The 23,941-nt window shown below is 34.3% G+C and carries 26 protein-coding genes; 13 read left to right on the forward strand and 13 right to left on the reverse strand.

Annotated features, from left to right (window positions below):
- Window positions 1-46 precede the first annotated feature (46 nt).
- Together dapA and RM542_RS09020 are read right to left on the reverse strand one after the other, a co-directional pair.
- A complete protein-coding gene (gene dapA, locus RM542_RS09015; protein ID WP_311385414.1) occupies window positions 47-937 on the reverse strand; it encodes a 4-hydroxy-tetrahydrodipicolinate synthase in 891 nt (296 codons plus the stop codon).
- The gene (locus RM542_RS09020) at window positions 937-1,473 is read right to left on the reverse strand and encodes a DUF6913 domain-containing protein (RefSeq protein WP_311387804.1); all 537 of its coding nucleotides are present in this window, start codon (window positions 1,471-1,473) and stop codon (window positions 937-939) included. The genes dapA and RM542_RS09020 overlap by 1 nt, the downstream gene beginning before the upstream one ends.
- A gap of 69 nt (window positions 1,474-1,542) precedes the next feature.
- On the opposite strand from RM542_RS09020, the gene RM542_RS09025 reads away from it, so the two are divergent.
- The 3 genes from RM542_RS09025 (at window position 1,543) to RM542_RS09035 (ending at window position 5,255) form a co-directional block, all read left to right on the forward strand.
- Window positions 1,543-2,304: a 5'-nucleotidase gene (locus RM542_RS09025; protein WP_311385416.1), complete on the forward strand. Its 762-nt coding sequence runs from the start codon at window positions 1,543-1,545 to the stop codon at window positions 2,302-2,304.
- Between the two features lies 1 nt (window position 2,305).
- On the forward strand, window positions 2,306-3,220 hold the full coding sequence (locus tag RM542_RS09030; RefSeq protein ID WP_311385417.1) for a metallophosphatase: 915 nt from the start codon (window positions 2,306-2,308) through the stop codon (window positions 3,218-3,220).
- 208 nt (window positions 3,221-3,428) lie between these two features.
- Complete coding sequence (locus RM542_RS09035) at window positions 3,429-5,255, forward strand: Xaa-Pro dipeptidyl-peptidase (protein ID WP_311385418.1); 1,827 nt, start codon at window positions 3,429-3,431, stop codon at window positions 5,253-5,255.
- A 13-nt stretch (window positions 5,256-5,268) separates the two neighbouring features.
- Here the strand turns inward: RM542_RS09035 and RM542_RS09040 are convergent, their stop codons facing one another.
- Both RM542_RS09040 and RM542_RS09045 read right to left on the reverse strand, forming a co-directional pair.
- Window positions 5,269-5,571 carry a hypothetical protein gene (locus tag RM542_RS09040; RefSeq protein WP_311385419.1) on the reverse strand — a complete coding sequence of 101 codons (303 nt, stop codon included), beginning with the start codon at window positions 5,569-5,571 and terminating at the stop codon, window positions 5,269-5,271.
- A gap of 9 nt (window positions 5,572-5,580) precedes the next feature.
- Window positions 5,581-6,162, reverse strand: coding sequence for a M23 family metallopeptidase (locus RM542_RS09045; protein WP_311385420.1), 582 nt, complete (start codon window positions 6,160-6,162; stop codon window positions 5,581-5,583).
- Window positions 6,163-6,184: 22 nt separating this feature from the next.
- Between RM542_RS09045 and RM542_RS09050 the strand changes: the two genes are divergently transcribed.
- Window positions 6,185-7,207 (forward strand): DUF3089 domain-containing protein, encoded by a 1,023-nt coding sequence (locus tag RM542_RS09050; protein ID WP_311385421.1) that lies wholly within the window; start codon window positions 6,185-6,187, stop codon window positions 7,205-7,207.
- A gap of 25 nt (window positions 7,208-7,232) precedes the next feature.
- On the opposite strand, the gene ligA is transcribed toward RM542_RS09050, so the two are convergent.
- Genes ligA through RM542_RS09070 form a run of 4 tightly spaced genes read right to left on the reverse strand, consistent with a single transcriptional unit; the run spans window position 7,233 to window position 11,191 of the window.
- On the reverse strand, window positions 7,233-9,227 hold the full coding sequence (gene ligA, locus RM542_RS09055) for an NAD-dependent DNA ligase LigA (protein ID WP_311385422.1): 1,995 nt from the start codon (window positions 9,225-9,227) through the stop codon (window positions 7,233-7,235).
- A gap of 29 nt (window positions 9,228-9,256) precedes the next feature.
- Complete coding sequence (locus tag RM542_RS09060; protein WP_311385423.1) at window positions 9,257-9,838, reverse strand: TIGR00730 family Rossman fold protein; 582 nt, start codon at window positions 9,836-9,838, stop codon at window positions 9,257-9,259.
- Window positions 9,839-10,699 (reverse strand): peptide chain release factor N(5)-glutamine methyltransferase, encoded by an 861-nt coding sequence (gene prmC / locus RM542_RS09065; protein WP_311385424.1) that lies wholly within the window; start codon window positions 10,697-10,699, stop codon window positions 9,839-9,841.
- Between the two features lie 3 nt (window positions 10,700-10,702).
- Window positions 10,703-11,191 carry a GNAT family N-acetyltransferase gene (locus RM542_RS09070; RefSeq protein ID WP_311385425.1) on the reverse strand — a complete coding sequence of 163 codons (489 nt, stop codon included), beginning with the start codon at window positions 11,189-11,191 and terminating at the stop codon, window positions 10,703-10,705.
- A 30-nt stretch (window positions 11,192-11,221) separates the two neighbouring features.
- Here RM542_RS09070 and ribD point away from each other — a divergent pair, with 30 nt between their 5' ends.
- From ribD to RM542_RS09090, 4 genes are read left to right on the forward strand one after another with little or no spacing between them, the layout of a single operon-like run.
- The gene (gene ribD / locus RM542_RS09075; RefSeq protein WP_311385426.1) at window positions 11,222-12,274 is read left to right on the forward strand and encodes a bifunctional diaminohydroxyphosphoribosylaminopyrimidine deaminase/5-amino-6-(5-phosphoribosylamino)uracil reductase RibD; all 1,053 of its coding nucleotides are present in this window, start codon (window positions 11,222-11,224) and stop codon (window positions 12,272-12,274) included.
- Window positions 12,267-12,869 (forward strand): HAD-IA family hydrolase, encoded by a 603-nt coding sequence (locus tag RM542_RS09080; RefSeq protein ID WP_311385427.1) that lies wholly within the window; start codon window positions 12,267-12,269, stop codon window positions 12,867-12,869. The genes ribD and RM542_RS09080 overlap by 8 nt, the downstream gene beginning before the upstream one ends.
- The gene (locus RM542_RS09085) at window positions 12,869-13,732 is read left to right on the forward strand and encodes a DMT family transporter (protein ID WP_311385428.1); all 864 of its coding nucleotides are present in this window, start codon (window positions 12,869-12,871) and stop codon (window positions 13,730-13,732) included. Before RM542_RS09080 ends, RM542_RS09085 begins: the two co-directional genes overlap by 1 nt.
- Before the next feature lie 6 nt (window positions 13,733-13,738).
- Window positions 13,739-14,350 carry a YigZ family protein gene (locus RM542_RS09090; RefSeq protein WP_311385429.1) on the forward strand — a complete coding sequence of 204 codons (612 nt, stop codon included), beginning with the start codon at window positions 13,739-13,741 and terminating at the stop codon, window positions 14,348-14,350.
- Here the strand turns inward: RM542_RS09090 and RM542_RS09095 are convergent.
- A complete protein-coding gene (locus RM542_RS09095; protein WP_311385430.1) occupies window positions 14,339-14,737 on the reverse strand; it encodes a thioesterase family protein in 399 nt (132 codons plus the stop codon). The genes RM542_RS09090 and RM542_RS09095 overlap by 12 nt on opposite strands.
- 206 nt (window positions 14,738-14,943) lie before the next feature.
- On the opposite strand from RM542_RS09095, the gene dnaA reads away from it, so the two are divergent.
- Genes dnaA through RM542_RS09110 form a run of 3 tightly spaced genes read left to right on the forward strand, consistent with a single transcriptional unit; the run spans window position 14,944 to window position 17,542 of the window.
- The gene (gene dnaA, locus RM542_RS09100; protein WP_311385431.1) at window positions 14,944-16,368 is read left to right on the forward strand and encodes a chromosomal replication initiator protein DnaA; all 1,425 of its coding nucleotides are present in this window, start codon (window positions 14,944-14,946) and stop codon (window positions 16,366-16,368) included.
- Window positions 16,369-16,380: 12 nt separating this feature from the next.
- The gene (locus RM542_RS09105) at window positions 16,381-16,842 is read left to right on the forward strand and encodes a low molecular weight protein-tyrosine-phosphatase (RefSeq protein WP_311385432.1); all 462 of its coding nucleotides are present in this window, start codon (window positions 16,381-16,383) and stop codon (window positions 16,840-16,842) included.
- A complete protein-coding gene (locus tag RM542_RS09110) occupies window positions 16,832-17,542 on the forward strand; it encodes an SAM-dependent methyltransferase (RefSeq protein ID WP_311385433.1) in 711 nt (236 codons plus the stop codon). Before RM542_RS09105 ends, RM542_RS09110 begins: the two co-directional genes overlap by 11 nt.
- A 45-nt stretch (window positions 17,543-17,587) precedes the next feature.
- Here RM542_RS09110 and RM542_RS09115 read toward each other — a convergent pair whose 3' ends face one another.
- The 4 genes from RM542_RS09115 to dapF form a co-directional block, all read right to left on the reverse strand.
- A complete protein-coding gene (locus RM542_RS09115; RefSeq protein WP_311385434.1) occupies window positions 17,588-18,232 on the reverse strand; it encodes a hypothetical protein in 645 nt (214 codons plus the stop codon).
- Between the two features lie 149 nt (window positions 18,233-18,381).
- Complete coding sequence (mltG, locus tag RM542_RS09120; RefSeq protein ID WP_311385435.1) at window positions 18,382-19,428, reverse strand: endolytic transglycosylase MltG; 1,047 nt, start codon at window positions 19,426-19,428, stop codon at window positions 18,382-18,384.
- Complete coding sequence (locus RM542_RS09125; RefSeq protein ID WP_311385436.1) at window positions 19,425-19,949, reverse strand: GNAT family protein; 525 nt, start codon at window positions 19,947-19,949, stop codon at window positions 19,425-19,427. Before RM542_RS09125 ends, mltG begins: the two co-directional genes overlap by 4 nt.
- Window positions 19,943-20,731 carry a diaminopimelate epimerase gene (dapF, locus tag RM542_RS09130; protein WP_311385437.1) on the reverse strand — a complete coding sequence of 263 codons (789 nt, stop codon included), beginning with the start codon at window positions 20,729-20,731 and terminating at the stop codon, window positions 19,943-19,945. Before dapF ends, RM542_RS09125 begins: the two co-directional genes overlap by 7 nt.
- A 185-nt stretch (window positions 20,732-20,916) precedes the next feature.
- Here dapF and RM542_RS09135 point away from each other — a divergent pair, with 185 nt between their 5' ends.
- A complete protein-coding gene (locus tag RM542_RS09135; protein WP_311385438.1) occupies window positions 20,917-22,308 on the forward strand; it encodes a trypsin-like peptidase domain-containing protein in 1,392 nt (463 codons plus the stop codon).
- A gap of 118 nt (window positions 22,309-22,426) precedes the next feature.
- Window positions 22,427-23,875 (forward strand): glyceraldehyde-3-phosphate dehydrogenase, encoded by a 1,449-nt coding sequence (locus RM542_RS09140; RefSeq protein ID WP_311385439.1) that lies wholly within the window; start codon window positions 22,427-22,429, stop codon window positions 23,873-23,875.
- The last annotated feature ends 66 nt before the right edge of the window (window positions 23,876-23,941 follow it).

Below are 23,941 nucleotides of genomic sequence, written 5' to 3' on the forward strand. Positions count from 1 at the left end.
CTAGTCAGCGGGTACAAACAATCATTTTAGGCAAAGTTTAACGCAATTAAGCATTTACTATAGATTTAGTCTTCATAAAAGTCACTATTCTTTTAGTCAAATCTTCACTTGCTTTAACCAATGGTAATCGTACTTTATTGTCAGCGATATTTAATAGTTGTAAAACAGTTTTAATGCCTGCAGGATTTCCTTCTTCAAAAATTAAATGCATTCCATTTAAAAGAGTTTGATGAATTTCATATGCCGGTTCAGAATCTCCTCTTAAACCCAAGGCAATCATCTTAGAAAACTCTTTTGGCAATCCTTGACCAAGCACTGATATTACCCCTGAACCACCAGCCAATACTGTAGCTAAGGCCGTAAAATCATCACCAGAAATAACATGAAAATCTGGATTTTTATGCTTCAATATTTCATCTAATTGCAACATATCTCCGCAGGCCTCTTTAATGCCAATGATATTATTAAAGTCATTTGCTAAACGTAATGTTGTTTCTGGGAGCATATTACTTCCTGTTCTAGAGGGCACATTGTACATAATTATTGGCAGGGGTGTCGCCAAAGACAGAGCTTTAAAATGTTGATAAATTCCCTCTTGTGTGGGTTTACTATATGCAGGTGATACTGATAATACAGCTTCATAGTCTAAAAAATCTATTTCTTTAAACTGTTGTACTAAATCATGAGTATTATTACCTCCATGACCAACAACTAATGGCAACCTACCAGCATTTACCAAAGAAACCGTTTTCATAACAAGATTCTTTTCTTTTGTAGAAAGTGTTGCGGCCTCGGCAGTTGTGCCTAATACCACCAAATAATCAATACCATTTGCAATTTGATATTCCACCAGGTTAGTCAATGAACTAACGTCTACATTTCCGCTGCTATCAAAAGGGGTAACAAGAGCAACCCCAGTACCAATAAAACTATCCATTATGCTATTTCTTTAAATACCTTTAAATACTTGTTTAATTCTGATTTAAACATTTTAAAGTCTTTCAAGTCTGTACTGAACATCAAGTCGTTAATTTTACTGTCTACTCCAGTAAATCCAACACGAAGTCTTGCATAAATCTTTGCTGTTAGTAACTTCAGCATTAATCTGTCTTCCTTGTAGTAATTGATTAATAAATCATATTCTCTACTTACAAATTCAGCTACATGACTGTTCTCAATCGAACCGTTCCAACCCATATCTTTATCAGTAAAAAACTGAATTGAAAATGGAGTATTTTTATCGTGGCCCCGCTTGTAGCCTATAATTTGAATAGCATTGGGTGGTAACCCAAAATCTTTCCTTAGCTCATTAAAATGATCTGCATTTGGAAAGTTATCCATATCAACAATACAAGCAATTGTCTTTATACCTTTTTCGCGATTGGCTGGAACCTTTGGTTTTGCCAGTTCGTCTTCCAAGTATTTAAGACTAGACTTAACTTTAAATTTATCTTGTATAGCTCGAAATATCATTTACTAATATGCATTTTTGCAAATGTAATTAATATCCTAACTTACTAGGTAACGAAGATAAATTAGAATATGAATTTAAAAATTCAACATTTTGTTATAATTATAACAATTGTGTTTTCTTCATGTGTAGATAATGTTGAGAATCCTCATCAAATAGTTGCCAAAGAACTCCCTATTACCCCCTCAATAACTACCAACGATTCAATTGCCAATTTTATAGCTCCGTATCGGGAACGCATAAATACCGTTTTAGACAGTACTTTATCTTATGTCACCAGTGATTTAGTAAAAGATGATGGTAAAAGAAATACATCAGCAGGTAATTTTATGGCTGATGCAGTATTAGCACAAGCTAATCCAATTTTCAAAACAAGAACTGGCCAAGAAATAGATTTTGTTGTTCTTAATCATGGAGGAATCCGATCAATAATTTCTAAAGGTAAGGTCAATGCACGAACTGCTTATCAAATTATGCCTTTTGAAAATAGTATTGTCGTTGTTGAAATGAGTGGCACTTCAGTCAAACATTTACTTACTTTTCTTGCGAAATCTGGCAGAGCTCATCCGGTTGCTAACACTAAATTGAAGCTTGACAATCAATATAACTATTTGAAGATTGAAATAAATGGTGCTCGATTTAACGAAAATCAAACCTATTATGTAGCAACGAATGATTACTTAGTTCAGGGTGGAGATGATATGGGGTTCTTCAAGAATCGGTCTTCAGTCACTAACCTAGATTATTTGGTTCGTAATTCTATAATTGATTATTTTAAAAAAATGGATACTATTTCCGTATCTGTTGACGACCGTTTCATACAATTAAATTAAAATGAAAAGACGTTCTTTTATTTCTAAAACAACAGCAACCGGAGCTTTTCTCGGCCTTGGCGGTTTAAGCTTGAGTTCTTGCAAGGGCAATAGTTCAAAGCAAATAACCATTCTACACACTAACGATGTTCATAGCCATATTGACCCTTTTCCGAGTGACCATGCAAGGTTTGCTAATTTAGGTGGCTTAGCAAGAAGAGCTAATCTGGTAGAACAGATCAGAAATGAAAATCCGAATACCCTTCTATTCGATGCTGGTGATATATTTCAAGGTACTCCATATTTTAATTTTTATGGTGGTGAACTTGAATTCAAATTAATGAGCATGTTAAAATATGATGCTGCTACCATCGGTAATCATGATTTTGATAATGGGATAGATGGTCTTTTAGCTCAAACACCACATGCTAAATTTGAATTGCTTTCTGCAAACTACAACTTTAAGAATACCGTTATGGATGGTTTTGTAAAGCCATACCAAACCTATTTGGTTGACGATATTAAAATTGGTGTTTACGGACTTGGTATTGCCTTAGATGGTTTGGTTACTAAAAAGTTATACAAAGAAACTGAATACGAACAGCCATATGATGTGGCTTTAGATATGGAACGTTTGCTTAAGGAAGATGAACAATGTGATATTATTATATGTTTATCGCATTTAGGCTATGATTATCAGGGTAATGCAAATAGACCTGATGACGTAACTTTAGCAACAAAAACAAGCTACACCAATTTAATAATTGGAGGGCATACCCATACATTTTTAGATAAACCAACCGTTAAAACCAATGCTGATGGAATGCCCGTTTTGGTGAACCAAGTAGGTTGTTATGGTCTCAATTTAGGAAGAATTGATTTCTATTTTGACCAAAATAAAAATATAACTGCAGACGGAATAAGCGTCTCTGTCTAGTTTCAGATTTAATCTAAACCATGAATACCATGGTTTAAACCAAACAATGGCACGCTCCACTTAAATCTCGCAACTTCAGTAATTAGGGTTAGGTTTATATCTTCAATGCATAAATTTGGTTTGAACGATGAGTTTTTATCTTATTGATGGTAATATTTTTAGTTGACACCCTAGTTTTCATTATTTTTATTTAATTCAATAATTAAACATGAAAAAAAATCTCTTTTTATTTATCCTATTGCTTAGTCCCTTTTTTCTGATTCTAGGGCAAACATCAACAGCAACTCCAATTTTTAAAGATGGTGAAGCACAAATAGTGGAAGCCTTTTCAAATCCTTCAAGTTGGTTGCGTCATGATTTATTTGTAGAAACAGAATTTGATACAGATGGCGATGGTAAGTTAGATAGAATGCATGTTTCTGTCACTAGACCTGAACAAACCGAATCTGAAGGATTAAAGCTTCCAATTATATACGTTTCTAGTCCTTATTTCGCTGGAGTTGCCCCGAATATTGAAGGCTTGTTTTGGGATGTTAATCATGAACTAGGTGAAATGCCTAAACCAAGAGTTCATGCGGAGGTTACTCGACGTGGTGAACGCCCAATTATTTCGAACTCACATATTAAAAAATGGGTGCCAAGAGGTTATATTGTTGTGCACTCCTCATCACCTGGTACAGGCCTATCGCAAGGGTCGCCAACAGTAGGTGGTGATAATGAATCGCTTGCTCCAAAAGCAGTTATCGATTGGCTGAATGGTAGAGCAAAAGGGTATACAGAACCTTATGGTAGTGAAACTATTGAAGCATATTGGTCCACTGGTAAAGTCGGCATGACCGGCACATCTTATAACGGTACAATACCGCTGGCTGCGGCCACAACTGGTGTTGATGGCCTTGAAGCAATTATACCCATTGCACCAAATACATCTTATTATCACTATTATCGTTCTAATGGATTGGTTCGTTCTCCGGGTGGGTATTTAGGAGAAGATATTGATGTTCTATATGATTTTATTCACAGTGGGGCTGAAGACAAAAGACCCTTCAACAATAAAACAGTTCGCGATACCGAGATGAAAAATGGTATGGATAGAATTACTGGGGATTACAATGATTTCTGGGCTGGTCGTGATTACTTAAATGATATGAAACCTATGAAAGCAGCCCTTTTAATGTCTCACGGTTTTAATGATTGGAATGTAATGCCTGAGCATAGTTACCGTATTTATAAAGCTGCGAAAGAGAAAGGCTTATCCGTGCAAACATATTATCATCAAAACGGACATGGTGGACCGCCACCTATTACTCTAATGAATCGATGGTTTACTAGGTACCTTCACGGTATAGAGAATGGGGTAGAAAAAGACCCAAAATCATGGATTGTTCGCGAAAACGATACGCAAAGTAATCCAACTTCTTATCCTGACTTTCCTAATCCAGAGGCTGATTTCGTTCAGCTTAATTTGACTAAAGGAGGTAACTCAAGCGGCATACTAAATTTTGATAAAAAAAATGCCCAAGGAAATGAAACCTTAATTGATAATTATACAATTGCAGGAGAGGATTTGGCGCAGCTTGCGAGTTCGGAAAATCGTTTACTATATGTTAGCCCAAAATTAAAACAAGAACTTCATATTTCCGGTGTTCCGAAAATAACGGTTAATATATCAAGTAATAAACCAGCTGCAAATTTATCTGTTTGGTTGGTATCTTTGCCATGGAACGAAGATTCTAAAGCCAAAATAACAGACAATATCATTACTCGTGGTTGGGCTGACCTCCAAAACTATAAATCATTGACTGAAAGCGAACCTTTAAAACCTGGAGAGTTTTATCAAATGACTTTTGAACTAATGCCAGATGATCAAATTATACCTTTAGGTCAACAAATAGGGCTGCTTGTTTTTAGTAGTGACAAAGAGTTTACCCTGCATCCTGAACCAGGTACCGAACTGACTCTAGATTTGGATAAAACACATTTGGAATTACCAATTATTGGAGGTAAAGAAAAATTGCAAATGGCATTTCAATAAAAACTAGGTCGTTTTAAGAAGTAGTTGACAAATCTTCAAAGATTTGTCTAATTTCATTTTCAAATGAGTCATCACAATATGGTTTTCTGGCCTGTGAATACCAATATTGTGCATTGAACTTATCACCTTCTACTCGGTGTAAATGAGCATGAATCCAACTACCTTCTGTAGTATCTAAGTCTTGAGCTATATCATGAGAAGCATCCCATTCTTGTTTTGCTGCATACCATAATGATTTTAACCAAAGTGGCCAATCCATTGCTGGTTTACGATTGTTTAAGGTAGTTTTAAATGCATCAAAATTGCTAGGAATCATCATATGAGGTTATAGTCTAAGCCAAGAATCTGGATCTAAGTAAAACATTTTTTTCCAACCTTGAACAGCTTCTTTATCCTTTAAACCCAAGTATGGAAACGGAGTGGTAATTGCGTAATGTAAATGTGGTGGTTTTCCTTTGGCATTTCCGGTATCACCTACTGTGCCTAAAACAGTTCCTCTTTTTAATAGTTGAAAAGTGAAGGCTTGTACTTCGTTTAAATGCGCATAATAATGAAAACGCCATTTAGGGCCAAGCACCATAACGGACTTCCCTCCTTTTCCACCTTCAGAAGTATAGATTACTATACCGTTCGTTGAGGCCAAAACTGGTGTACTTCGATCGGCAAAAATATCAATACCCTTATGGGTTATTGAACTACCCCACGGATACGCCCAAAAAGAGTCTTGTGCCCAATCATTAACTGTTGCGCCTTGAACCGGAATAATCATGTTTTGTGGAATAAAAAAACCAATGATTATAATCACTAGTGGTATCCAAAACCATTTTTTAAAATACCGATGGCGCACTAAGAAGGCAAAACTCGATAAGAATAAAAACCAAAACTGTCTTGTAGTGTTCGTTATCATATCTTTTTCTAAATTAGACATTATGAATAAATACCTCCTATTTGTTTTTTTGTTTTTAATCATTTGCTTGTCGTCCTGTAAATCATACGGACCTACTACTACCTTTGAAAACACAGCTCCAGAAGCTATTGACTATGGTAATCTAGCGCATTGGGCCGCCCATCCTGATAAAAGAGATAATTCTGATTTAATTCCAGGTTCAGATGCGGCGCCAGCTCTTAATTTAGCCGCTGATGTTTTTTTTATTCACCCAACTATTTATAATAACAAAGGGAAGAATTTGGCATGGAATCCAAGTATTTCTGATTCCGTGTTAAATAATCGAGTGGATAACTCAACTATCAAATTTCAGGCAAGTGCATTTAATGCCGCTGGCAGAGTATTTGCTCCGCGCTATAGGCAGGCACATTTAGTTAGTTATACAACTGATGATAAAGCATCAGCGAAGAAAGCATTCGCTTTAGCCTATTCCGATGTAAAAAATGCCTTCGAGCATTACTTAAAATATTACAACAATGGTAGACCCATAATAATAGCTAGTCATAGCCAAGGAACAACACATGGCGGACCTTTAATTAAAGAGTTCTTTGATGGCACGCCTTTGCAACAACAATTAGTTGCCGCATATTTAATTGGGATACCGGTTCCCAAAAATTATTTTGAGCGAATCTGGCCATGTGAAGATCCTGAGGGTCTAAATTGTACCATTTCGTGGCGTACATTCAAACGTGGCTATATTCCTGATGATAGGCCAATCGGAGATGATATTTTAGTTACCAATCCATTGAACTGGACACTTGATACAACCTATGTTTCTAAAGTTAGAAATAAGGGGGCCGTATTACGCAATTTTGATAAAGTTTTACCACGCCGTGTGGATGCACAAATTCACAATGGCGTATTATGGGCAAACAAACCAAGATTTCCTTGGAGTTTCTTATTAAGAACAAAAAACTACCATATTGCTGATATTAATTTTTATTACATGAATATTAAGTTGAACGCAAAGCGAAGAGTCGATAAATGGTTAGAAGCCAGAAACTAGAATTATTGAATTGATTTTAGTTGGCTTAAACCATATTTAAAAAATCTTGCTCTGAAATAATCGGCACTTCTAAATTTTCTGCTTTAGTTCGTTTACTGGGTCCCATTTTATCTCCGGCAACTAAAAAAGATGTTTTTGATGAAATTGAAGAACTTACCTTGCCCCCATTATCTTCAATTAATTTTTTAAGTTCAGTTCTACTTAAGCTTTCAAAAACACCAGATACTACAAAAGTTTTGCCTTTTAAGGTATCTGATTGACTCTGTAATTGCTCTTCCGATAATGAAAATTGTAAACCATAGGTTTTAAAACGAGAAATAAGCTCAAGGTTAGTTTCATTTTCAAAAAATTGTACAACGCTTTCTGCTATCCTTTCTCCAATTTCGTCAACAGCAACAAGTTCTTCTTGCGATGCAACCATTAAAGCATCAATGTTTTTATAGGCCTTAGCTAATTTTTTAGCCACTGTTTCTCCAACATACCGAATGCCTAATCCGAATAAAACTCTTTCAAAAGGAATTGATTTTGAAGCGGCTACGCCTTTAACTAAATTTTCAGCAGACTTCTCAGCCATACGCTCAAGTGGCATAATCTGTTCCTTAGTCAATGTATATAAATCAGCGTAGTTCTTTATCAAACCCTCTTTAAATAAAAGCTCAACTGTTTCACCACCTAAACCTTCAATATCCATGGCTTTACGAGAAATAAAATGTTGAATTCGACCCGTAATCTGCGTTGGGCAACCCGTATCATTTGGACAGAAATGCTGTGCTTCACCGTCTTTTCTTACAAGTAGTGTTTCACATTCTGGGCAATGGGTTTTATAGTTTGTTGGGATAGAATTCTTGGGTCGTTTTGTAAAATCAACCGCAATGATTTTAGGGATAATCTCGCCTCCTTTCTCCACAAATACAGTATCACCTTCTCTGATATCTAATTTTTCAATTTGGTCAGCATTGTGCAAAGAAGCTCTTTTTACAGTCGTACCGGCTAATAAAACTGGCTGTAGATTAGCAACTGGTGTAATGGCGCCAGTTCTGCCAACCTGATAGGTTATTTTATTTAAAACAGTTGAAACTTGTTCAGCCTTAAATTTATAAGCCATGGCCCATCTTGGTGCCTTGGCTGTAAAACCTAACTCTTCTTGATGTCTTAAACTATTAACTTTGACAACTACACCATCCGTTTCATAAGGTAAATCATGTCGTTTAACATCCCATTCCTCAACAAAGTTCATTACATCATCCGTGTTTGAACAGTGTTTAGCGACTTTTGGCACTTTGAAGCCCCAAGAACGTGCTCTTTCAAGCATTTCATATTGCGTATCAAAATTCAAATTTTTACCCACGATACTATAAAGCAAACACTCTAATGGGCGTTTTGCCACCTCAGCACTATCTTGTAATTTTAAACTGCCAGAGGCCGTATTACGAGGATTCATATACGCTTCTTCTCCATTAGCAAGACGCAATTGATTCATTTTGGCAAAACCTTCCAATGTCAAAATAATTTCGCCTCTGATGTCAAATTTTGAAGGGTAATCACCTTTTAATTGTAATGGAACTGATTTTATAGTTTTGATATTTGCAGTGACATCATCGCCTTGAAAACCATCACCCCTAGTAACGGCGCGCACTAGTTTTCCATCTTCATAAGTTAGACTTATAGATGCCCCGTCATACTTTAATTCGCAAGTAAAGGTTACATCAACATCACCAAGAATTCGTTGCATTCGCTTCTCCCAATCTTCTAAATCTTCTTTAGAATAAGAATTATCTAGTGAGTACATTCGAGTTTCATGAGAGATGGTATTAAAATTTTTAGTCACTGAACCTCCGACTCTTAATGTAGGTGACGTAGCATCATAGTATTCAGGATATTGGGTTTCTAGACGCTGCAATTCTTTAAGTTTTATGTCGAATTCATAATCAGAAATAATGGGTTTATCAAGAACATAATAATTGTGATTATGTGTTCTCAATTCATTTCGTAATGCCTCAATCTTTGATTTTATTTCCATATATCAATTCGCTAAGAGTAGAACGCTAATTAAGTTTGGTCTTTCGTTATCCATTTTGGAACAGGCACTGGCTCGTAAAGAGACATTTTATTTAAAACACCCTCAACACTATCATCAACGAGCAACATATCAAAATTTATTTGCTTCACAAAACCCTCTTCAACCATATGGCCTAGCATATTCAAAAGAGAATTATAAAAACCATTTGTGTTCAAAATACCTATTGGATAGCGATGTAAACCTAATTGCCCCCAAGTCAGCATCTCAAAAAATTCTTCAAGAGTACCATAACCTCCTGGTAGCATAAGAATCCCATCTGATAATTCATGCATTTTCATTTTGCGTTGATGCATATCTTTCGTGATAATTAACTCATTCAATTTAGGGTGATAAACTTCTTTCTTTTTTAAAAATTCAGGTATCACTCCGATGACCTCTCCATTAAATTGCAACACTGCATTGGCGATTGCACCCATGACACCAATTTTAGCACCTCCATATACCAGACCAATTTTTTCTTGTGCCAATGTTTTGCCTAGTATATGGGCTTCATTAGCATAGCTTGGGCTAACACCAACACTACTACCACAAAAGACTACAATTCGCTTCATTTATATATTTTTACTACACTTTAGCATTCGATTGTTCCCAAAAATATCTTTTTTTAGACTAATGTTTTCAAAATTTTCTTGTTCAAAAATCTGTTGCGTTTCTTTACCTAAATATTGATTAATCTCAAGATAAAGATTACCCCCATTTTTCAAGTGTTTTTTAGAGAAATAGGCAATAGCCTTATAAAAAAGAACGGGGTCATTGTCTGGCACGAAAAGAGCAGTATTAGGTTCATAATTTTTTACATTATTAAGCATGTCATCCTTTTCAGATTCTCGCACATAAGGAGGATTTGAAACTATAATATCAAATTGCATATTCATGGATAAATTTCGGTCTAAAATATCTGCTTTTTCAAAACTAATATTTACTTTGTTTCTATCGGAATTCTTAATCGCAATTGACAATGCTTTTTGCGAAATATCTATAGCATGAATATTAAGTTTCTTTAAATTAGCTGCCAATGCAATGGCTATACAGCCACTCCCAGTGCCAATATCTAAAACCTTAACATCTTGATTAAACTTCATTGAACAATCATCAATAATCCATTGAACGAGCTCTTCTGTTTCAGGCCTAGGAATTAAGGTATGTTCATTAACTTCAAAGCTTAAGTCCATAAAAGTAGCTTCTTTAAAAATGTACTGTAAAGGCTCTTCTTTAACTAATCTTGTTAGCGTCTCAAACAAGGGTCGTTCTTCTGACTTACTTAAGGTATAATTAGGCTGCATTACCAAAATAAATCGTTCTAGTTTCAAGTAAAACTCTATTGAACGAAAAAAGAAACTATCAATCTCTTCTTTTGGATAAAGTTCAGAAAGCTCTTTATGATAAATCAATTTGATTTCGGACAATTGCATTGACTAAAAGTTTTTTATCATATAAACAGGGCACGAACTATGTCCAGTGCATCCCATGGCTTCTTCCAAATAGCTAAAACCATTTTTTTGATATAATTTTTGAGCTGTTTTCATGTACGGCATAGTTTCTAAGTAACAGCTATCGTATTTAAAACCCCTAGCTTTATTTAAGCAAATAGTTATTAATTTTTGTCCGAATCCTTGTCCTCTCAATTCCGGCAAAAAATACATTTTTTGTAATTCACAAATATTCTTTCCTTGGTTTGCGAGTGGAGCAAAACCACCACATCCTATTATCTTATTATTTTGTACGATAACATAGAATTCCGCTTTTGACATATTCTGGTATGCTTCATACAAGCAATCCAATTCTTCATCTTCATAAGCTGTACCTACTTTAGTAATTTCTAACTCTTCAAAAACATTGCGAATTAATTTAGCAACCTGTTGATTATCTTTAGCTTCTATTTTACGGATAGTAGGCCCTGTCATCTTGCCGATTTATTATATTATTTTTACAAGGTGAATATAGATGAAAAATACCTTTTACGTTGTATTCAACTCGCGAAAAATGGTTTAGGCTCAACTGCCCCGAACCCTATGGTCGGCGCTGTTTTGGTTCATAATAATGAAATTATTGGAGAGGGCTATACGAGCCCTTATGGTGGGCCGCATGCAGAAGTTAATGCTATTAATTCAGTATCAGATAAGTCCTTGTTGAAATCTGCTACTTTGTATGTTACTTTAGAACCCTGTTCACATTTTGGTCTTACTCCACCTTGTTCAGATTTAATTGTTTCAAATACTATTCCTAAAGTGGTTATTGGTCTACAAGACCCGCATAAGAAGGTGGCGGGTAAAGGCATAGCTAAACTCCGTTCCGCGGGCTGTGAAGTGAAGATTGGTGTGCTCGAAAATGAATGTAGAGAACATCACAAAAGATTTTTGACATTTCAAGAAAGAAAACGGCCCTACATCATTTTAAAATGGGCGGAAAGTTCCGATGGGTTTATCGCGCCTGAAGTCCTTAAGAGAAAAAATAATCCAGAACCCTATTGGATTACAAACATACATTCTAGACAGCTAGTTCATCAATGGCGTAGTGAAGAACAAGCCATTTTAGTAGGCACAAATACTGTTAAAGAAGATAACCCCAAACTCAACGTAAGAGATTGGCAAGGTAATTCACCAACAAGAGTTATTATTGATGCAAATCTTGTATTAAACTCTGAACATAATATTTTTGATAAGTCAATAAAAACAATTGTTGTGCATCATCACAAGGCAAAAGCAAAAAAACAAACTAAAATTATTTATGAAGCTATTGATTTTGGTGAAAACACGATAAGCCAACTGTGTTCCATTCTTTATAAGCATCATATTACTAGTTTGATTGTAGAAGGCGGCAAAAAAACGCTTCAAAGTTTTATTGATGAAAATATTTGGGACGAAACTAGAATATTTAAAGGAACAAAGGTATTTGAAACTGGACTCAAAGCTCCAAAAATTATTGGTGAATTAACATCATCTAAAAAAATTATAAACGACACGCTAACCGTTATAAAAAATGATTAAAAACCTTATCCTTGACTTTGGCGATATTTTTATCAATTTAGATAAAACGGCAACCCCTAAAGCTATGTCTAATTATGGATTCAAGAACACAACGCCACAATTAGAGAAGTTATTTAATGACTATGAAAAAGGCTTGTTTAGCTCAAATTATTTTCTAGATAAAACTGGTACACTGTTTTCATCGGCAACAAAACAAAACTTAATTGATGCTTGGAATGCTATTTTGCTTGATTTTCCAGATTATCGTTTAGAATTTTTAGAAAAGTTAGCACAAGAAAATAATTACCGTCTATTCCTTCTAAGTAATACCAATGATATACATATAGAGCATGTAAAATCAAATATTGGTTTAGAAAAATTTAATCGGTTTAAGAATTCTTTTGAAGTATTTTATTTGTCTTATGAAATGGGTATGCGAAAACCTGACGCGGAAATTTTCGAATTTGTATTAAAAGAAAATAACCTTAATGCCAATGAAACCCTTTTTGTTGATGACACCAAAGAAAATACTGATTCAGCGGCAAGCTTAGGAATTCAAGTTTGGAATTTACAAGTTGGTAAAGAAGATTTTATTGAATTAAAAAATCATCTTTAATGCTAGACTTGCTACTTAGCATTCTTTGTTCCTCGTTAATTTTTGTAATTTTCAAATTGTTTGATACTTATAAAATTCAAACACTGTTCGCAATAATAACGAACTATATTGTTGCCTGTATTACGGGCCTACTATTTTATCAAGAACCGATTTCATTTTCTGAAATTCCAACAAAATCATGGTTCTGGGGCACTATACTATTGGGGGTTCTTTTTATTTTGATTTTTAATATTATGGCAAAAACGGCCCAAGCGGTTGGCGTTGCTGTAGCATCGGTTGCTACTAAAATGTCCCTAGTTATACCTGTTCTAGTGGGCGTTGTTGCATATCATGAACAATTGTCCATACTTAAGACAATAGGTATACTTTTAGCTTTAGCCGCAGTCTATTTCGCTTCTTTAAAAACTAAATCAATTAAGTTTTCCAAAGAAGTTTTCATTCTACCAATATTAGTTTTTTTAGGTTCTGGAATAATTGATGCAAGTATTAATTATTTTAGAGAAACAAAATTGAATTCAGTGGAATTCCCAATTTTTTCGGCTACAGTATTTGCAGCAGCGGCTTGCACAGGGTTTGTTTTTATTTTTTTAAAATCAATAAAGACACCTTTAAAAATAAATTTTAATAACATAATTGGCGGCATAACTCTAGGTGTGCCAAATTACTTTTCTATCTTTTTTTTATTACGAGCCTTACAGAACGAAAGTTTAAACAGTGCATCTATTTTCACAATTAACAATGTGGCCATTGTTATGTTCTCCACTTTACTTGGAATACTGCTTTTTAAAGAACAACTAAGTTTTAAGAATTGGATAGGAATTTTATTAGCTGTGGTTAGTATAGTTTTGGTAGCATTTTTCTAATAAATTATGATAGAAGATATATACAAGACTATAGCTATACCCTCAAAAGAGATTCTTTATAAAGACCGCAAGAGTAAATTCTTCGGACGCTCTTTTCCAATTAGTGCTGAAGAAGATGTAAAGCTCATCATAGAAAAATTAAGAAAAAAATATCAGACTGCAGGTCATATTTGTTATGCTTGGCAACTTGGTGTTTCGGAAATTAGTTATAGAGCAAACGACGATGGAGAACCTAACAATTCGGCAGGAATGCCCATCTATGGTCAAATCAAAGCATTTGAACTAACCAATGTTCTAGTTGCTGTACCAAGAGTATTCGGAGGCACTAAGTTGGGTGTTGGCGGATTAATACAAGCTTACAAAGCTACTGCACAGCTAACCTTAGAAGAATCAACAATTATTGAAAAATTTATTTCGGTTGAATTCGAAATAAAATTTGAATACAAGAATTTAGATAAGGTTATGCGTTTGATAAAACAATTAGACTTAATTATCAAACAGCAAAAAATGGAACTTTCTTGTTCCATAATAATTATTGCGAGAAAAAGCTTAGAGGAAAAAATATTTAAAATTTTTCAAGAACTTCATGAAATAAGTTTTAAAAAATTAGAAGGTTAATTTCTCTAAAATGTATTCTGGACATTTAATCGGTCTATTTGTCTTTTTGTCTATAAAGGCTAAAACAGTATTTGCCGTTGCGAGTAATTCTTCGCTTTGATTGTAGATGTTATAATTAAATTCAATTTTAACTAAAGGGGAATTCAATAATGTTGTTTCTACAGTAATCAAGTCATCATAAATTGCAGGTTTTTTGTACGTGACTTGTAAGTGAATTACGGGTAATATAATTCCTTCATTTTCCATACTTTTATAGCTAACTCCCAGAGACCTAAGCCACTCCACCCTACCCATCTCAAGGTACTGGGCATAATTACCGTGGTACACCACACCCATTTGGTCGGTTTCACCATATCTAATCCGAAAAGAAATTTTGTGAGAAGTCATATTATTTAACTAAAAAGTATATATTTATAGGCTTTGTTTTCGCGACCGGAACATGAGAAAAAAAAAGAATAAATTCAACCAATTAATCTTTTTTTTTTAGATTTTTTGTTCACATATTTGTCGCTCTTATGATGGAAGGTAAACCCCCACTTTTTGTTAATAAGAATGAAGCTTAATTACTAACCAAGAAACAAGGAATAATTTTTATGAGTGTTACTGCTACTTCCGTATGGAACAATTGTTTGGCTTTTATCGAAGATAATATCCAACCGCAGGCATTCAAGACATGGTTCCTTCCCATCAAACCTGTTCGTCTTCAAGATAATGCTTTAAGTATTCAGGTACCGAGCAAGTTTTTCTACGAATGGTTAGAAGAACATTATGTTAAGCTTTTAAAAGTTGCGCTTAGAAAAGAACTAGGTGCCAATGCTAAATTGGTTTACATCATTAAGATGGAAAACAAATATGGCAATAATGAGCCATTTACTGAAAAAATTCCAAGTAGTAATAGATCAACCATGGCTCCTCAAGAACTTGATGTACCTATTACTTCTAAAAATCCAGAATTAAAAAATCCTTTTGTAATTCCTGGAATACGTAATATTAAAATTGAATCTCAGCTAAATCCTAACTATAATTTTGAGAATTTCCTTGAAGGAGACTCCAATAGGCTTGCTAGGTCTGCAGGTATGGCCGTTGCAAATAAACCCGGTGGCACTTCTTTTAACCCTTTGTTGGTTTTTGGAGGTGTAGGTCTAGGAAAAACACATTTAGCTCATGCTATTGGTGTTGAAATAAAAGATAAATACCCCGAACGTACGGTTCTTTATATTTCTGCAGAAAAGTTTACGCAACAATATATAGAATCTGTTAAAAAGAATACTAGAAATGATTTTATTCATTTCTATCAATTAATTGATGTTCTTATAATTGATGATGTTCAATTTTTATCCGGAAAATCAGGTACACAAGATGTATTCTTTCACATCTTCAACCATTTACATCAAAATGGAAAACAGGTTATCTTAACGTCAGATAAGGCACCCGTTGACATGCAAGATATTGAACAACGTTTACTATCTAGATTCAAATGGGGTCTTTCAGCAGAGCTTCAAGTCCCTGATTATGAGACTAGAGTTTCCATATTGAAAAATAAATTATATCGCGATGGTGTTGAGATGCCTGATGAAATAATTGAACATGTCGCAAAAAATATCAAGTCAAATATTAGAGAATTAGAAGGTGCGATAATATCATTGATTGCTCAATCATCCTTTAATAAGCGCGAAGTTACTTTGGAATTAGCGCAACAAGTCGTTGAGAAATTTGTTAAAAACACCAAACGTGAAGTCTCTATAGATTATATTCAAAAAGTAGTATCTGACTATTTTGAAATGGATGTGGCCACTTTACAATCGAAGACTAGAAAACGTCATATTGTACAGGCAAGACAATTAGCAATGTTTTTTGCTAAAAAATTCACAAAAGCCTCATTAGCCAGTATTGGTTCACAAATTGGCAAAAGAGACCATGCTACGGTTCTACACGCATGTAAAACAGTCGATAACCTTGCCGAAACTGACAAACAGTTTAGAAAATATATTGAGGATCTCAATAAAAAATTCACCTAATAGTTTTATTCCATGATTCGAGTTTTAATGGTGTGCCTTGGTAACATTTGTAGGTCACCATTAGCTGAAGGTATTTTGCGGTCAAAAGTGAATGACAATAAAGTAATTGTGGATTCTGCTGGTACTGCGGGATACCATATTGGTAAACATCCAGATAAAAGATCTATAGCAATTGCTCAAGAATATGGTATAGACATTAGCCAACAAAAATGCCGAAAATTTATTCCATCAGACTTTGATGCATTTGATTTAATATATGTGATGGATAAAAGCAACTATGCGGATATTTTGGACCAAATTAGAACTGAAAATGATATAAAAAAAGTTGACTTATTGTTACATGATACTTCTTCAGCTCTACAAGAAGTGCCAGACCCATATTATGGTGGTTTAGATGGATTTGAAAATATTTATCATATGATTAATGAAGCATGTGAAGTAATGGCAAGAAAACTAGAAAATAATGAAGGCTAAAGGAAAACTTTATTTAATACCTACTACATTGGGTGACAATGCCCCTTTAGAAGTATTACCCATTTCTATTAAAGGTGCTATTGACAATATTGACTATTACATCGCTGAAAATGAAAAAACCGCAAGACGTTTCATCAAAAAAATACATGCAAGAAAATCTCAACCAGATTTACATTTTGAACAGCTTAATAAATTTACCGACCCATCTGAAATACCCTCTTTTCTTAATCCGTGTTTAGAAGGATTTAGTGTTGGTTTATTATCCGAAGCTGGTTGCCCCGGGATAGCGGACCCTGGTGCCGAAGTTGTTCGAATAGCACACCAGAAAAATATTCAAGTTGTACCAATGGTAGGCCCTTCATCAATTTTGCTAGCAATGATGGCCAGTGGTATGAATGGACAAAATTTTGCTTTCAATGGTTATTTACCTATTGATGGTTCAGAAAAAAAAGCTGCTTTAAAGAAATTAGAACGACATTCAAGAGATTTTCAGCAATCTCAGATATTTATTGAAACACCTTATAGAAACGATAAATTATTTGAAGAGTTAAAAAAAACCTTACAATCAAATACCTTATTAAGTATAGCCTCTGATATTACTTTACCCACCGAGTTTATTCAAACGAAGACGGTTTCAGAATGGAAACATGTGACAATCAGTTTGCATAAAAAACCTACGATCTTTATTTTTCAGGCATAAAAAAACCAGACATACATCTGGTTCTTTTATATTTTAAAAGTATGCCTAAACCTTTGGGTTATGCTGTGCTTTAATCTTAGAAATATTATAATTGGCAAATTTCTTCATGTAATGTGCTATGTTACTTCCATAAGCATCAGAAAAATCATTTTGTCCATAGGATCTAAGATACTTTTTTACATTTCCTGCACCTGCTAAATGAGCAGCGGCGACCATTCCTGATTCTGAAATAATAACTCCATTTATTCTTTTACCAACAAAACGTTTGATGTCTCGTCTTAAAATCCATTTATTACGAGCCACATTCAATTCAAATATTCTTTCTTGTAAAACAGGATCATTTAAAAAATAAACAGCATTTGAAACCCCCATCAGTTTTAAAGTTGATGAACCAAATTGATACTTACCTAAATAACCTAATGAGTTTACAATTTCATATTTACCTTGAGATTCTTTAAAAGCCAAAGCTTCTTTAAATCCTACATATGACTTACCTAAAAGTATCGGGCTACCCTGGTCTTCTTGATTTTGAAAATCAATCAAAGAAGGAACATTAGATAAATATGTGCTAGTTACCTTTAATTGAAAAGGTACTTCAACAACACTTTTACTTTTGAACGAATATGTTCCAAAGCTGGTGAAAATTATTATTATTGCGAGATGACCTAAAAATCCAATCCATCTTTTCATAACTCATAAATTTATAGTTCGGGGAGAACTTTAATTTAAGCGGGCAAATATAGTGGGGGATTTTTATAAGCGAGGCATAAAACTGCTAAGAATTTCTTAAACTAGTGGTAAATAACGTTAAACCGTCATAAAAACACGATGAAGTAGCATTATCTGCTAATATTCTGCTCGTTTAACCACCTGATGTACTGTGCTTTATTTCGGTTATGTTGCGTTAGACTCTTTGCGAACATATGATATCCGAAGTTTGAAATATTGGAAACCATATATAGATAATCATGTTTTTCCGCGTTCAAAACACCTTCAATTGAAGAAATATCAGGCATTGTAATTGGACCTGGAGGAACACCAATATTTTTATAGGTGTTGTATGGAGAATCAATTTCTAAGTCTTTATACAATACTCTTTTAATTATGGTATCATAATTACCCGTTTCCTTCTTTATCGCAAAAATTACCGTTGGGTCAGCCTGCAGATACATTCCTTTTCTTATCCTATTCAAATATAACCCCGCAACTCGCGGTCTTTCGTCAATCTTCGCAGTTTCCTTTTGCACTATGGCTGCTAAAGAAGTGATTTCTGCTGGTGATAAATTTAAAGCTTGAGCCTTGGATAGTCTTTCTTCATTCCAAAATTTATCATACTCCTTCTTCATTCGAGCTCTGAATTCTTCTGCATTTGTATTCCAGAAAAATTCATAGGTATTGGGTAAATACATGCTCAATTTGGTATCGTCATTAAAACCATTTTCTTTAAGAAAAACATCATCATTTAAAATCTTCAGGAGGCTTAGACTATCGGCTTCAATTTGAGATGAAATTCTCCCAGCCAGCGATTTTAAGTTTTCTTGATTGTTAAAAGAAACTTTTACAGGTTGGTTTTGACTTCGTAGTGTATTAATTATATCGTTATTATTCATTCCTTTTGAAAGAATGTATTTACCAGCTTTTATATTATTTGAATACCCTTTCCGCTTTGCAACAGCTTTAAAGGAAGATACATCATCCAATAATGGACTTAACTGTGCACTGACGTCATCAATAGTCGCATCGGAAGAAATAAACAGATAAGCCTCTTCATTAGCAAAAGTTGTATTAGGAGAAAATATGGCGTTATATATGTTGTAGACAAAGAATCCGCAAATAACTAGGCCCAATATGGCGGTAGCCCAAAGTACTTTTTTAAGGTTTTTCAAGATTTAAATTTTTGGTATAAAATTTCGTTTTTAAAACTTCCATTTGAAAATACCCAATCTTTTTTAAGTCCAACAGCAGTAAATCCAAGTTTCTCAAAAACTTTAATACTGTTGGTATTACTTTCTAAAATATTGGCGTACACTTGATGCAAGTTTAGTATGGAAAAAGCATATTCACAAAAAACAGAAATTGCCTCGGCTCCAAATCCCTTGTTTCTATCATCTTGATTTTTTATTATCAATCCTAGCCCAGCTTTTCGATTCTTAGGGTCAAAATCAAACAAATCGATTAAGCCTATTACTTCCTCTGATGCATTGCAAATACATAATCGTAATTGTTTCACTTCGTAAATATCACGATGAGAATTATCTAAATAAAATTCAAGAACCGCCTTGGAGTATGGTGTCTGTGTACCACTTAGTTCCCAATTGTCAGTATCATTCTCTAAATGATATAAAAAATCTAGATCAGTAGGCTCTAGAGCTCGCAAATAAATTTGTTTACCACTTAATTTTAACATGAAATGGACCCTTTAAATACTAAACTCGCATCGCCAATCAATTGAACATTGTTATAAACACTACCTTTTGAGCTAAAATTGACTCTTAATTCTCCACCCTTTGTAACAACTTTAATTTGATTGCTTTTCGTCTTTTGGTTTTGAAACATGGCTAAAGCCACAGCTGTCACTCCAGTGCCGCACGAAAGCGTTTCTCCTTCAACACCCCTCTCGTAAGTTCTTATGCTAAAAGTATCATCATTTAGTTGGCTAACAAAATTAACATTGCTTCCTTCTTTGCCATAAATTCCATATCTGATTTTTGCACCTTCTAGTTGTACCTCTAAATTATCTAAATCAGATACCAATTGAACATGATGAGGAGAACCTGTATTTAAAAAGGAGTATTTTTCTCTAGATTGAATGTCGGAAACATCAATCATTTGTAACTTAACTATAGTACCTTCAATACTAGCGTGATGAATACCGTCAACCGCCATAAAATTTGTTTCCGAATCAATTATATTTAAGTTTTTTGCAAAAGCAACAATACATCGTCCACCATTACCACACATTGTACTCTGATTACCATCAGAATTATAATAAACCATTTTGAAATCTGAAGATTCGTGATTTTCTAGTAAAATCAGACCATCAGCTCCAATACCAAATCTTCTATCACATAAAAAAGCCACCAATGAAGTATCTTCTTTGGGAAAAAAATTACTGCGATTATCAAAAAGTATGAAATCATTACCAGTGCCTTGATACTTATAAAAGTTGAGTTCTAACTTAGCCTTCATCAGACAAATATAATGTATTCTTTAAGTTTTTTTTTGCAGTTAAAAAGGCGTTAAACTGTTAAAATCAATTAGGAAATTGAACTAATTTTAGACTATTGAACTCAATGTAGAATTTAAAGTATAAAAAAGTGCCAACCTCTTTGGCAATCATTTATGCTCTTTTTAAAATGATAAATCATATAAAAATGAAAAAAACTGCAAGTCTATTTTTAGTTGCCCTGTTTGCAGGTGTAATAACCTTAGGGTCTTACAAATTATTTTTTGAAAACAATACGATAACGTATTCTAGTAAAGAAGAAACACCTTTTCTGAAAACTAATTCTAATATTAATTTTGCCAAGGCTGCCGCACTCAATGATATTGATTTTACCATTGCCGCCGAAAAAACAGTCAATGCGGTAGTACACGTTAAAAACATGACCACGAGTAAAAGCAACCCCATCTCAGGTTTCTTTTATGGTTTTGAAAGTAATCAGCAACCACAAATTGGAAGCGGTTCAGGAGTGATTATTTCTGCGGATGGATACATAGTTACAAATAACCATGTGATAGATAAATCGCAACGCTTAGAAGTTGCCTTAAATAACAACAGAACTTATGAAGCCGAAATAATTGGTGCTGATGCCAATTCGGATATTGCTTTATTGAAAATTAATGTAGAAGAGCCCTTACCATATTTAGCATTTGGAGATTCTGACGGCACACGTATCGGTGAATGGGTTTTAGCAGTTGGTAATCCATTTAATCTTACATCCACAGTTACAGCAGGAATCGTTAGTGCGAAAGCTAGATCAATTTCGAATAGAACGAATCAATCCTTTATACAAACAGATGCTGCCGTAAATCCAGGAAATTCAGGTGGTGCACTTGTGAACACTAATGGAGAATTAATAGGTATCAACACCGCAATAACTTCGCAAACGGGTTCTTACGTGGGTTATTCTTTTGCAGTACCTAGTAACATAGCTAATAAAGTAGTTAGTGATCTTTTGGAGTTTGGCAGAGTACAAAAAGGAATATTAGGAATATCTGCCGTTAATTTAAACTCGCGGTTCGCACAGGAAGAAGGACTTAATGAAATTGAAGGGGTCTATGTTGCTGGAGTTGAAGAAGAATCTGGCGCTGATGCAGCAGGGCTTGAAGAAGGAGATATTATCAAACAAGTAGACAACGTGAAAGTCAGTAAGTTCTCAGAATTAACTGGTTACCTTTCTGCCAAAAGACCAGGAGATCAAGTTGAAGTGGCTATTGAAAGAGGTGGCAAAAGAATAACCAAAGAGGTTACCTTAAAAAAACAGCTTTCAGTGCAATTACCTATAATGGGATTAACCGTGAAAGAACTTTCCAAAAAAGATGAAAAAATATACAACACAAAGAATGGAGTGAAAATCACAAATGTTCCTGAACGTTACGCTGATTATGGTTTGCGAGATAAAGTAATAGTAAAAGTTGATGACAATGAAATTGACAATATTGAAGATGCAAAATCGAGCTTCAGCAAAATTTCAAGATATGGTCGAACGAGTATGACATTATTAAGTAAAGATGGAGAACGAGAACGACTAATTTTTCAGTAAAATAATCATAAAAACGCCTCTTAATTGAGGCGCTTTTTTTTATAAACAAATGGTTTACGAAAACGTTTGAAATAAGTACTTTTGCACATCTTTTAAAACAACCATTTTAAAACCAATCATGAGCGACATTAAATCTTACGAAAAAGAACTGGCATTTCAGGCAGATAGAAGAAAAGCAACGACTGAATTTATAAAAATCATTAGTGATCTTTGGTATGATAAGGCCATTGAAGTGGTACTATTCAAAAACCAAATAATTGATAAAAATGTTAGTGAAATTATAAATTTACACCAATACGCCGGCGAGTTCGTTCAAAAACCAATTTCAATTTTTGATTCAGTTGAATTGTTGAGAGCTATAAACGACATTCACCTTCCGCCAGCAAAACTTGATATCGGAAAATTAACATATGAATTTCATTCACAAGATACTCAACACCTTAATGTAAAGGCTTTCGTGGTTGACAAACTTAAAGGAGCTAGTTCATCAAAAGAGATAAAACCAAAAGATGTTGTCTTATATGGCTTTGGAAGAATTGGACGTTTGGTTGCAAGAGAACTCATGGCTAGAACTGGTAAGGGAAATCAACTCCGATTACGTGCCATTGTTACCAGAGGTGAAATCACAGAAGAAGTTTTAGAAAAGAGAGCCGCGCTTTTACGAACGGATTCCGTACATGGTCAATTTAGTGGAACTGTAGATGCTGATTTAAATAAGAAAGCACTGCTGATTAATGGCACCACAGTGCATCTAATAAATGCAAATAATCCGGAAGATATTGATTATACTGCTTACGGTATTTTTAATGCCCTAGTCATTGATAATACGGGCGTATTTAGAGATAAAAAAGCGCTATCTCGTCATTTAAAGTCTAAAGGAGCCAGTAAAGTTTTATTGACTGCGCCAGGTAAAGAAGTTCCGAATATTGTTCATGGAGTTAATCATACGGAGTATCACCCCGATAAAACAAAGCTATTTTCTGCAGCATCATGTACGACAAATGCCATTACCCCAATACTCAAAGTTATAGATGACTCTCTTGGTATAATAAAAGGGCATTTAGAAACAATTCATGCCTATACCAATGATCAAAACTTGGTTGATAATATGCATAGTAAATATCGTCGTGGAAGATCAGCAGCACTGAATATGGTCATAACCGAAACAGGTGCCGGTAAAGCCGTTTCTAAGGCCCTTCCTGCTTTGGAGGGTAAATTGACATCAAATGCAATTAGGGTACCGGTGCCCAATGGATCTTTAGCTATTCTTAATCTTGAAATTGAAAACAAAACTTCAGTTGAAGCCATTAATACTATTTTAAAGAAATATGCTCTTGAAGGCGATTTGGTAGAACAAATCAAATATTCATTAAGTAATGAATTAGTTTCTTCGGATATTGTAGGTACAACAGCTCCATCTATATACGATAGCAGAGCTACTATTGTAGCTGCAGATGGTAAAAATATTGTACTATATATATGGTATGATAATGAATACGGTTATTCACATCAAGTTATTAGATTAGCTAAGTATATTGCAAAAGTTAGAAGATATACTTATTACTAGGCCTTCAAGAGGAAGTAAATTTTTGGTGATTCTCTTTATTGGTGTAAATTCGTTATCCTCTAAATC

The organism is Croceitalea sp. P059, assembly GCF_031846365.1.
Taxonomy (GTDB): Bacteria; Bacteroidota; Bacteroidia; order Flavobacteriales; family Flavobacteriaceae; genus Croceitalea; species Croceitalea vernalis.

Bases quoted from the DNA above. Each gene is read 5' to 3' on its own strand.
- dapA (WP_311385414.1), bottom strand. From the start codon at position 937: ATGGATAGTTTTATTGGTACTGGGGTTGCTCTTGTTACCCCTTTTGAT.
- RM542_RS09020 (WP_311387804.1), bottom strand. From the start codon at position 1,473: ATGATATTTCGAGCTATACAAGATAAATTTAAAGTTAAGTCTAGTCTT.
- RM542_RS09025 (WP_311385416.1), top strand. From the start codon at position 1,543: ATGAATTTAAAAATTCAACATTTTGTTATAATTATAACAATTGTGTTT.
- RM542_RS09030 (WP_311385417.1), top strand. From the start codon at position 2,306: ATGAAAAGACGTTCTTTTATTTCTAAAACAACAGCAACCGGAGCTTTT.
- RM542_RS09035 (WP_311385418.1), top strand. From the start codon at position 3,429: ATGAAAAAAAATCTCTTTTTATTTATCCTATTGCTTAGTCCCTTTTTT.
- RM542_RS09040 (WP_311385419.1), bottom strand. From the start codon at position 5,571: ATGATTCCTAGCAATTTTGATGCATTTAAAACTACCTTAAACAATCGT.
- RM542_RS09045 (WP_311385420.1), bottom strand. From the start codon at position 6,162: ATGATAACGAACACTACAAGACAGTTTTGGTTTTTATTCTTATCGAGT.
- RM542_RS09050 (WP_311385421.1), top strand. From the start codon at position 6,185: ATGAATAAATACCTCCTATTTGTTTTTTTGTTTTTAATCATTTGCTTG.
- ligA (WP_311385422.1), bottom strand. From the start codon at position 9,227: ATGGAAATAAAATCAAAGATTGAGGCATTACGAAATGAATTGAGAACA.
- RM542_RS09060 (WP_311385423.1), bottom strand. From the start codon at position 9,838: ATGAAGCGAATTGTAGTCTTTTGTGGTAGTAGTGTTGGTGTTAGCCCA.
- prmC (WP_311385424.1), bottom strand. From the start codon at position 10,699: ATGCAATTGTCCGAAATCAAATTGATTTATCATAAAGAGCTTTCTGAA.
- RM542_RS09070 (WP_311385425.1), bottom strand. From the start codon at position 11,191: ATGACAGGGCCTACTATCCGTAAAATAGAAGCTAAAGATAATCAACAG.
- RM542_RS09080 (WP_311385427.1), top strand. From the start codon at position 12,267: ATGATTAAAAACCTTATCCTTGACTTTGGCGATATTTTTATCAATTTA.
- RM542_RS09085 (WP_311385428.1), top strand. From the start codon at position 12,869: ATGCTAGACTTGCTACTTAGCATTCTTTGTTCCTCGTTAATTTTTGTA.
- RM542_RS09090 (WP_311385429.1), top strand. From the start codon at position 13,739: ATGATAGAAGATATATACAAGACTATAGCTATACCCTCAAAAGAGATT.
- RM542_RS09095 (WP_311385430.1), bottom strand. From the start codon at position 14,737: ATGACTTCTCACAAAATTTCTTTTCGGATTAGATATGGTGAAACCGAC.
- dnaA (WP_311385431.1), top strand. From the start codon at position 14,944: ATGAGTGTTACTGCTACTTCCGTATGGAACAATTGTTTGGCTTTTATC.
- RM542_RS09105 (WP_311385432.1), top strand. From the start codon at position 16,381: ATGATTCGAGTTTTAATGGTGTGCCTTGGTAACATTTGTAGGTCACCA.
- RM542_RS09110 (WP_311385433.1), top strand. From the start codon at position 16,832: ATGAAGGCTAAAGGAAAACTTTATTTAATACCTACTACATTGGGTGAC.
- RM542_RS09115 (WP_311385434.1), bottom strand. From the start codon at position 18,232: ATGAAAAGATGGATTGGATTTTTAGGTCATCTCGCAATAATAATAATT.
- RM542_RS09125 (WP_311385436.1), bottom strand. From the start codon at position 19,949: ATGTTAAAATTAAGTGGTAAACAAATTTATTTGCGAGCTCTAGAGCCT.
- dapF (WP_311385437.1), bottom strand. From the start codon at position 20,731: ATGAAGGCTAAGTTAGAACTCAACTTTTATAAGTATCAAGGCACTGGT.
- RM542_RS09135 (WP_311385438.1), top strand. From the start codon at position 20,917: ATGAAAAAAACTGCAAGTCTATTTTTAGTTGCCCTGTTTGCAGGTGTA.
- RM542_RS09140 (WP_311385439.1), top strand. From the start codon at position 22,427: ATGAGCGACATTAAATCTTACGAAAAAGAACTGGCATTTCAGGCAGAT.